Source organism: Martelella mediterranea, assembly GCF_021021415.1.
GTDB lineage: Bacteria > Pseudomonadota > Alphaproteobacteria > Rhizobiales > Rhizobiaceae > Martelella > Martelella mediterranea_C.
The window spans coordinates 215,175-223,877 of the sequence record NZ_JAINWJ010000009.1 but is presented as its reverse complement, the minus strand read 5'-3'; the positions used below and the strand labels follow the sequence as shown (position 1 = coordinate 223,877).

General features: G+C 61.6%; 9 protein-coding genes and 1 pseudogene. 8 read left to right on the top strand and 2 right to left on the bottom strand.

The window, feature by feature from the left end; translation table 11 throughout:
- Window positions 1–36: 36 nt before the first annotated feature.
- Window positions 37–261 (bottom strand): annotated as a pseudogene (locus K7H91_RS07835) (Lrp/AsnC family transcriptional regulator); the annotation flags it as partial.
- A gap of 114 nt (window positions 262–375) precedes the next feature.
- On the opposite strand from K7H91_RS07835, the gene K7H91_RS07830 reads away from it, so the two are divergent.
- From K7H91_RS07830 to K7H91_RS07795, 8 genes are all read left to right on the top strand, one after another.
- A complete protein-coding gene (locus K7H91_RS07830; RefSeq protein WP_230719649.1) occupies window positions 376–1,419 on the top strand; it encodes an ornithine cyclodeaminase in 1,044 nt (347 codons plus the stop codon).
- Between the two features lie 3 nt (window positions 1,420–1,422).
- Complete coding sequence (ctlX, locus tag K7H91_RS07825; RefSeq protein ID WP_230719648.1) at window positions 1,423–2,352, top strand: citrulline utilization hydrolase CtlX; 930 nt, start codon at window positions 1,423–1,425, stop codon at window positions 2,350–2,352.
- Window positions 2,353–2,433: 81 nt separating this feature from the next.
- Entirely contained in the window at window positions 2,434–3,363 is a 930-nt protein-coding gene (locus K7H91_RS07820; RefSeq protein WP_230719647.1) for a LysR substrate-binding domain-containing protein, read from the top strand.
- 152 nt (window positions 3,364–3,515) lie between these two features.
- Entirely contained in the window at window positions 3,516–4,286 is a 771-nt protein-coding gene (locus K7H91_RS07815; RefSeq protein WP_180902463.1) for an ABC transporter ATP-binding protein, read from the top strand.
- A gap of 96 nt (window positions 4,287–4,382) precedes the next feature.
- A complete protein-coding gene (locus K7H91_RS07810) occupies window positions 4,383–5,147 on the top strand; it encodes a transporter substrate-binding domain-containing protein (RefSeq protein WP_180902462.1) in 765 nt (254 codons plus the stop codon).
- 5 nt (window positions 5,148–5,152) lie between these two features.
- Window positions 5,153–5,842: an ABC transporter permease gene (locus tag K7H91_RS07805; RefSeq protein WP_269066075.1), complete on the top strand. Its 690-nt coding sequence runs from the start codon at window positions 5,153–5,155 to the stop codon at window positions 5,840–5,842.
- The gene (locus K7H91_RS07800) at window positions 5,839–6,531 is read left to right on the top strand and encodes an ABC transporter permease (RefSeq protein ID WP_230719643.1); all 693 of its coding nucleotides are present in this window, start codon (window positions 5,839–5,841) and stop codon (window positions 6,529–6,531) included. Before K7H91_RS07805 ends, K7H91_RS07800 begins: the two co-directional genes overlap by 4 nt.
- A 75-nt stretch (window positions 6,532–6,606) precedes the next feature.
- Window positions 6,607–7,578, top strand: coding sequence for an arginase family protein (locus K7H91_RS07795; protein WP_230719642.1), 972 nt, complete (start codon window positions 6,607–6,609; stop codon window positions 7,576–7,578).
- Window positions 7,579–7,680: 102 nt separating this feature from the next.
- Here the strand turns inward: K7H91_RS07795 and K7H91_RS07790 are convergent, their stop codons facing one another.
- Window positions 7,681–8,604 carry a LysR substrate-binding domain-containing protein gene (locus K7H91_RS07790; RefSeq protein ID WP_230719641.1) on the bottom strand — a complete coding sequence of 308 codons (924 nt, stop codon included), beginning with the start codon at window positions 8,602–8,604 and terminating at the stop codon, window positions 7,681–7,683.
- Between the last annotated feature and the right edge of the window lie 99 nt (window positions 8,605–8,703).

The following is an 8,703-nucleotide window of genomic DNA, read 5'->3' as shown; positions in this document are numbered from 1 at the left end:
CCACAACAATCATAACACCTCTTCAAACAAACAATCCTCGTAGTCCTCGCGCACCCGCACGGTAAAGCCCATCAGGGTTCCGGTCTCGATCAGCCGGTCGAGGCGTTTCTGCACCGTGCCGCGGGCAATCCCCAGCGTGTCGGAAAGCTTGGAAAGCGAGGCCCGGCCATCGCTGCGCAGATGCGAAATGATGTCCCGGTCCAGGCGATCGGGAACGTATTTGGCCGTACTATGGTGTCGTTCACTACTCAAATTGATCATCTTCAATGGTCAAATCTACTAGTACCGACACATATTTAATACAGTTTTGCGCTTTTCGCTAGCATTCAAATCGGCATAGCTTTCCTGAAAGCACCAAAACGAAAAGAGGTTGAAATGCCGTCACCTTCCACAAAAGCCTTTGTGCCCTTCGTCAGTGTCGAGAACATGATGCGGCTGGTGCACAATGTCGGCATCGAGACGATGATGAGCGAACTGGTCGAAGCGCTTGAAGAGGATTTCCGGCGCTGGGACCAGTTCGACAAGACGCCGCGCGTGGCCGCCCACTCCGCCGACGGGGTGATCGAGCTGATGCCGACCTCCGATGGCGGCCATTACGGCTTCAAATATGTCAACGGCCATCCCAAGAACAAGCTGACGGGTCACCAGACGGTCACGGCGTTCGGGCTTCTGGCCGATGTCGCTACCGGCTATCCCGTCCTTCTGAGCGAGATGACACTGCTGACGGCCATCCGGACAGCGGCAACGTCGGCGATGGTTGCCCGTCATCTGGCGCCGAAGAATGCCGGGACGATGGCGATGATCGGCAATGGCGCGCAGGCGGAGTTTCAGGCGCTGGCGATGAAGGCCGTCGTCGGCGTCGGGGCGGTCCGGCTCTATGACATCGACCCCGCCGCCACCGAAAAGGCATGTCGCAATCTGGAAGGCAGCGGACTGTCGGTGAAGGCCTGCCGCTCGTCGGAGGAGGCGCTGGAGGGCGCCGAGATCGTTACCACCTGCACGGCCGACAAGCAGTATGCCACGATCCTGACGGATAACATGGTCGGGGCAGGCATCCACATCAACGCCATCGGCGGCGATTGCCCCGGCAAGACCGAACTGCATCCCGATATCCTGAGGCGCGCGACCACCTTCGTGGAGTATCCGCCGCAAACGCGCATCGAGGGTGAGATCCAGCAGATGGGCGAAGATTACGAGGTGACCGAATTCTGGCGGGTGCTTGAGGGAAGCCAGGCCGGGCGCACCGACGAACGCCAGATCACGCTATTCGACAGCGTCGGTTTCGCGATCGAGGATTTCACCGCGCTGCGTTATGTCGCCGAGCGGATCAAAGGCACGGAACTCTACGAGAACCTCGACATGATCGCCGACCCGGACGACCCGCGCGATCTGTTCGGCATGCTGCAGCGGGCGGTGTGAACCATGGCGCGTCCTTTCTTCTTTTCGCCGCAGGCGGCGAGCGCCGTGGTCATGGTCCGGCCGCATCATTTCACCGTCAACACCGAAACGGCCAATGACAACCGGTTTCAGAAGGTTCCCGAAACCGGGCAGGACCTCAGGCGCCGGGCCTATGATGAAATCACCAGCGCCGGCGAAACGCTCTCTTCAGCCGGCATTGCCGTGCACATGTTCGAGGACGAGGGAGACAAGACGCCGGATTCTGTCTTTCCAAACAACTGGTTTTCCACCCATGCCGGCGGACATGTCGCGATTTTTCCGATGAAGGCGCGAAACCGGCGGCTCGAACGCCGTCCGGATATCATCGAAACGCTGAAGCGCGACTATCGCGTTCAGGACGTCATCGACTATTCGGGGCTGGAGGCCGACGGTCTGTTCCTCGAGGGCACGGGCGCCATGGTGCTCGATCACATCGACAGGGTCGCCTATGTGGTGCGTTCCGAGCGCGCCGATCCGGTCGCGCTCGAGCGTTTCGCAACCCACTTCAATTTCGAGCCGATGGTCTTCGACGCGCGCGACCCTCAGGGCATGGCGATCTATCACACCAATGTCCTGATGTGCATCGGAACCGGTTTCGTGCTGATCGGCCCGGAGATGATGACCGAACCCGACCGGCGGGCCGAGATCCTCGACAGGTTGCGACGGACCGGACGGGATATCATTGCCCTCGACAATGACCAGATCGCCCGCTTTGCCGGCAATGCGCTTGAGCTTCAGGCGCCCGATCAGCGGTTGCTCGCCCTTTCCACGACTGCGCTCGACGCCTTGCGTCCCGACCAGATTGCAGCGATAGAAAAGACGGCAAGCATTGTGGCGCTGGACATTCCGACGATCGAGAACGCCGGCGGCTCGGTGCGCTGCACCCTGGCGGGCATTCACCTCGCCAGGCGATAGAAGCGGCCGGCCTGGGCGGTCGTCATTGCGTCAGGCGACGGGCCGTCAACCAGGACCGGGCGCCGAAACATTGAGGTCGACGTGAAGGATCTGCGACATCTGCCTTTGCAGACGCTGAGGACGTTCGAGGCAACCGCCCGCCATGGCAGCATGGCGCGGGCGGCGACCGAGCTCAACCTGACCGACAGCGCCGTCAGTCATCAGTTGCGCAGGCTGGAGGGCGATCTCGGCTATGATCTGTTCGAGAAGGCCGGGCGGGGGATCAGGCTCACCGATGCCGGGCAACTGTTTTACAAGACCGTTGCGAAGGCGTTGCAGGATATCCTGTCGACCGCGGTCATGTTGTCCGAACAGCCGCTTGCCGGCGGGCGGCTGGACATTGCCTGTCCGCCGATGTTCGCCAGCGCCTGGCTTGCGAAGAATATCGCGGATTTCAGCGAGAGGCACCCGACGGTCGAGTGCCACATCCGGCTCATCGAAAACCATCTCGTCCCTGAAACAGCGGATGTCGATCTCGGTATAATGTTCGGGCAGGGCGGATGGCCAAACCGGTGGTCGGCGCGTCTCGCCGATGTCGACATCACGCCGGTCTGCTCGCCGGTGCTGTTTCAGCGTCTGGAATATGCAACGCCGGATGCGGGTGCGTTGAAAAATTGTCTTCTGCTGCACCGCGATGACGGGGCCGAGTGGCGGCGCTGGCTTTCCGAATGCGGCCACGGCGATGTCTTCGACCGCGCCCGCCACCTTTATTGCAGCGATCTCGGCATCGCCATCGACCTTGCGCTCAACGGCGTCGGGTTTGCGCTTGCCAGCGAAACGCTGACCCGCAACGATATTCGACAGGGGCGTCTTATAAGGCCGTTCGGCTTCTCGATCGATGCCTTTGGCGGCTGGTATGTCGTTGCCCACCTACACAGCCTGGAGCGGGCCGGCCCGCGTCTGTTCCTGCATTGGCTACTGGCGGCCTTCGGTCAGGACGACATGATCGACACGCTACCTGCGCTCGATTGATGAAACCAGATCATGATTCGCTTGAAGAATGATCATTTGCGCAAAAATACGACACGCATCTATTGTGCCTTAAAATTAGACACCGGCGTTTGCCGGTGCCCGGCCCGCTCTGCGGGGAGATCTTCCGCCCGAGGCATGCTCCGGAGTATGAAATGGACAAACTCGCCGTCAGCGACATTCACAAATCATACGGCCAGCACGAAGTGCTGAAAGGCGTTTCGCTGCGTGCGGCCGCCGGCGATGTCGTCAGCATTCTCGGTTCCAGCGGTTCGGGCAAAAGTACTTTCCTGCGCTGCATAAACTTTCTGGAACGCCCGCATGAGGGCGAGATTGCGGTGGATGGCAAGAGACTGGAAACGGTGCGTGACCGCGACGGCATGCTGAGGGTGCTGAACCGCGGCGAGCTGCGTCTGATGCGCACCCGCCTTGCCATGGTCTTCCAGAATTTCTGCCTCTGGTCCCATATGAGCGTGCTGTCCAACATTATCGAAGCGCCGATCAGCGTGCTGGGTCTGTCGCGCCGCGAGGCGACCGAACTGGCGAAGGCGAACCTCACCAAGGTCGGCCTCGGCCTGGACGTCCTCGACAAATATCCCTCCCATCTTTCCGGCGGCCAGCAGCAACGTGTGGCGATCGCCCGCGCGCTTGCCGTTAACCCCGAGGTCCTGCTGTTCGACGAGCCGACCTCGGCGCTGGACCCGGAACTGGTGAGCGAGGTGCTCAAGGTCATGCAGGCGCTCGCCGAAGAGGGCCGCACCATGGTGGTCGTCACCCATGAAATGGGCTTTGCCCGCCACGTCTCCACCAAGGTCATGTTCCTGCATCAAGGCCGCGTCGAGGAAGAAGGCGCGCCGTCGCGCGTGTTCGACCAGACCGAGAGCGAACGCATGCAGCAATTCCTGGCCGGACAATTGCGGCATTGACCGGGCGCATCGTCACGCCGAGCGCCGATAAGAAATGGCAGACCGGATCTTTCCGCAACTGCCGCACCACCCCCTAAAACCACAGAGGACAGACTTATGAAAAGACTGCTTTCAGCCGCCGCCATCGCGCTTGCCCTTGCCGCCGGCACGGCTTCCGCCCAGACCGGCGAAAAGGTGATCGTCGCAACGGACGCGACCTTCCCGCCATTTGAATCGATCGACAAGGACGGCAAGCTCGTCGGATACGACATCGACCTGATGACGGCCGTGTGCGAGGCCGCCGAACTTAACTGCGTCATCTCCAATGCCGCCTGGGAGGGGATGATCCCCGGCCTCATCAGCGGCAAATACGATGCGCTGATTTCGCAGCTGACGGTGACCGACAAGCGCCGCAAGGTCATCGCTTTCAGCGACATCTACAGCCATCCGATCTTCCGCTTCGTCGCGGCCAGTGATGCAGATCTCACGATCACGCCGGAAGGTCTTGCCGACAAGACCATCGCCGTTCAGCGCGGCACGCCGATGGATGCCTATGTCACCCGCGTCTATGCCGACTCCGATATCAAGCGCTACGACACCGGCAGCGCGCCCTATCTCGATCTGGAAAGCAAGCGCGCCGATGTCGTGCTCAGCTATCAGGCACAGATCACAGCAGGCTTCCTGGGCGGCGACAAGGCTGAAAGTTATGAGCTTGTCGGCCCGCAGCTGACCGGCGAGGACGCGCCGGAATTCGGCGAGGGCGTGGCGATTGCGATCAGCAAGAAAAACACCGCGCTTCTGGAAGAGATCAACAAGGGCCTCGAGATCGTCCGTGAAAACGGCACGCTGGATGCGCTCAACGCCCAGTATTTCGGCGACTGACGGACATGCTCGTCGATTACACCTGGACGATCCTGGCGGGAGGAGGGATGACCCTTCTCCTGGCCTTCGCGGCGCTGTTGCTGTCGACGCTGATCGGCATGGCGGCAGCGCTCGCCAAGCGCTCGCACAGCAGGCCGTTGCGGGGCGCGGCGCAGGCCTACACCTTCATCGTCCGCGGGATTCCGGACCTCGTGATGATCCTGCTGGTGTTCTACAGCCTGCCGGCGCTGCTCAACCAGCTGTTCCAGCTCTGGGGTCTGGACTGGTGGGTCGAGTTTCCGCCGCTTGCGACCGGGATTGCGACGCTGGGGCTGATTTTCGGCGCCTATATGACCGAAACCTTCCGTTTTGCGCTGGAAAACATTCCGCACGGCCAGATCGAGGCGGCGCAGGCCTTCGGCCTCGGACGGGCGCGGATCTTCTTCCGGATCGTGTTGCCGCAGCTTATCCGGCTGGCGCTGCCGGGGTTTACCAACAACTGGCTGGTGCTGGCCAAGGCAACGGCGCTGGTTTCGCTGATCGGGCTGCAGGACGTCATGTTCCGGGCCAAGGGCGCAGCTGAGGCGACGGGACAGCCCTTTACCTTCTATCTCGTTGCGGGCGCATTCTATCTGACCCTCACGCTGCTTTCCACATTCTGCCTCGCGCGCGTCGCGACCCATTTCAATGCGGGAATGAGAAAGGCCGGAGCATGAACTGGGATATCATCGCCGAAAACAGCGGCCTGTTTCTCGAAGGCGCGAAACTGACACTGGTGCTGACCTTTTTCGCCCTTCTTCTGGCTTTTGCCATCGCCGTGCCGCTGTCTTTCCTGCGCAACAGCAATAACCGTGCGATCCGCGGCGCGGTTCACGCCTATACGCTGGTCTTTCGCGGAACCCCGCTTCTGGTGCAGCTCTTCCTGATCTATTTCGGCCTGGCGCAGTTCGAACTGATCCAGACGAGTTTTCTGTGGCCCTGGCTTTCGAGCCCGATGGTCTGCGTCCTGATGGCCCTTGCGCTGAATTCCGGCGCCTATACCACCGAGATCTTTGCCGGTGCGCTGCGTCATATTCCGCACGGCGAGATCGAGGCGGCGCGCGCCTTCGGCATTCCGCCGCTTGCCGCGGCGCGACGCATCCTGCTGCCGGCAATGCTGACCCGTGCGCTGCCGCTTTACGGCAACGAGATGATCATGATGCTACATGCGACCTCGCTTGCGAGCACGGTGACGCTTCTGGAGACGACCGGCGTCGCCCGGCAGATCTCGCTCAACGACTATATCCAGTTCGAACCCTACGTGACGGCGGCCGGCATCTATCTGGTGATGACATTTGTGCTGGTCTCCGCCTTCCAACTCGTTCAGCGCCGCTATGCCGGATACTTACAGCCAAGAAGACGCTGACCGACTGAACCATCCATATTCAAACAATGACAGACGATTTGCCCGCGTCCCGGACCTCGCAGACAAGGAGAAAACATGACTGAATCCGTCGATCTCGGCGTTCTTTTCGGCGCAGCCGCCGACACCAAAACCTTCCTCGGGCTGGACGCCTGCGGCGATCTGACGACGCTCGACGCCCCGATCGCCATCATCGGCGCGCCCTGCGCCACGCCCTATGCCAGCGCCGGCGCCTATTGCCGCAATGGTCCCGATGCGCTCAGGCGGGCAACCGCGCCCCTGACAGCCAATGTCGACCATTTCGACTTCGATCTCGGCGGTCCGGTGTTTCCCGAGGCTGGGCTGCGCGCCGTCGATTGCGGCAACCTGCCCTTCGACGAAAACGATGCGGCGGGCAACCGGGACACGATCCGCAAGGCCGTCAGCACGATCGTCTCACGCGGGGCCGTTCCCGTCCTGCTCGGCGGCGACGATTCCATTCCGATCCCGATGATCGACGCTCTCTCCGAGACCGGCCGGAAATATACCATCGTTCAGATCGACGCCCATATCGACTGGCGCGATTCCCACATGGGCGAGAACATGGGGCTGTCGTCGACAATGCGCCGGGCATCCGAAATGGTCCATATCGAGCGGATCATTCAGGTCGGCGCGCGCGGTATCGGCTCGGCGAGGACGTCGGACGTTGAGGATGCCAAACGGTGGGGCGCCAGCCTCTTTACCGCCCATCAGCTCGATCGCGACGGCTTCGCGCCGGTGCTCGACATGATCCCGGATGGTTCCGATGTCATCGTCTGTTTCGATGCCGATGCGCTCGATTCCACGCTTGTGCCGGGCGTAATCGCGCGCGGTCCGGGCGGGCTCTCCTATTTCCAGACCCTCGACCTTCTGTTCGGGATTGCCAAACGCGGCCGCATCGCCGCGATGGATTTTGTCGAATTCATGCCGGAGCGCGACATCGATGGGCTGGGCGCGCTGTCGTTTGCCCGCGTCATCACTTCCGCGCTCGGCATTCTCGCCCGTCAGCGCGCGGCGGCAAAGAGCGTCTAGTCCCGAGAGCAGCCTCTTTTCCGTGTCGTGGGGGAGGCGGTTATACAGTCCTGGCGCGGGTCCTGCTGCGCCCCGAAGCAGGTCCGCGCGATGTTTTGAACGTCAGGCCTCGGCTGCGACACTGGTTTCGGAGCCGTCGACATCGTAGCGCTGCAGTTCAGATCGCAGCACCTCGACGATCCGCTCCGTTGCAAGCGACGGGGGGCGCAAGGCCGGCAGCAAAACCCAGACGCTCATGGTGGTCAGCGGGACGATGGGACGGCGGACGAGCTTGTCTTCGCCGTAGCCAAGACCCACGAAGGGCGGAACGATTGATACGCCGGCGCCGCCGGCGACAAAATCGCAGATTGTTTCCGACATCGGCACCTCCACCACGGCGCGTTTCTGGACGCCGCGAAGCTGAAACGCGCGGTCGATGGTCATGATCGAACAGTCATCGCGCATCAGCCCTATGAAGGGCTCGTTCTTGAGGTCCTCGACGCGGATCAGACGCTGGCCCGCCAGCCGGTGATTTGCCGGCAGGACGCAGACCATGGCGAACCGCATCACCAGCTCCGAACGGACATTCGGGTGTTCGAACGGCTGGACCGACAGGCCTATGTCGATCTGCTGCCCTTCCACGAGTTCGCCGACGCGGGGGCTCGGCTGGCTCGAGATCGCGATATGCATCTTGGTCTGTCGAGCCATCATCGGGCCCAGCGCCAGGGCAAGGAAGCGCGCCGAGAAGGCCGAGGGCGCGGCGATCGTCACTTCCCCCCATTCCCGGTCACGCACGGCATGGGCGAGTTTCTGGATCCGGTCGGTTCCGGAAAAAAGCCGCGAAACCTCCGAGGCAAGCAGTTGCGCATCCGATGTTGGAAGCATGCGCCCGCCGCTGCGCGTGAACAGCCGGAAACCGCAACTGTCGCCGAAAGCTTTCAGCAGCTTGCTCACGGCGGGCTGAGAAATCCCGAGCCGCTCGCCCGCAAGCGTGACGGAGCCAGTTTCCATCACGGCATGAAACGCCTCAAGCTGACGGATGTTCATATGGCTTTCTCCGATAATTATGAGTTCTGGTTATATTGGCCGGATAATTACTGATTTGACAATCATACCGGCTTTGCACTCTCTTACAATCATCAAAAA

Bases quoted from the DNA above. Each gene is read 5' to 3' on its own strand.
- K7H91_RS07810 (WP_180902462.1), top strand. From the start codon at position 4,383: ATGAAAAGACTGCTTTCAGCCGCCGCCATCGCGCTTGCCCTTGCCGCC.
- K7H91_RS07830 (WP_230719649.1), top strand. From the start codon at position 376: ATGCCGTCACCTTCCACAAAAGCCTTTGTGCCCTTCGTCAGTGTCGAG.
- K7H91_RS07805 (WP_269066075.1), top strand. From the start codon at position 5,153: ATGCTCGTCGATTACACCTGGACGATCCTGGCGGGAGGAGGGATGACC.
- K7H91_RS07815 (WP_180902463.1), top strand. From the start codon at position 3,516: ATGGACAAACTCGCCGTCAGCGACATTCACAAATCATACGGCCAGCAC.
- K7H91_RS07795 (WP_230719642.1), top strand. From the start codon at position 6,607: ATGACTGAATCCGTCGATCTCGGCGTTCTTTTCGGCGCAGCCGCCGAC.
- K7H91_RS07800 (WP_230719643.1), top strand. From the start codon at position 5,839: ATGAACTGGGATATCATCGCCGAAAACAGCGGCCTGTTTCTCGAAGGC.
- ctlX (WP_230719648.1), top strand. From the start codon at position 1,423: ATGGCGCGTCCTTTCTTCTTTTCGCCGCAGGCGGCGAGCGCCGTGGTC.
- K7H91_RS07790 (WP_230719641.1), bottom strand. From the start codon at position 8,604: ATGAACATCCGTCAGCTTGAGGCGTTTCATGCCGTGATGGAAACTGGC.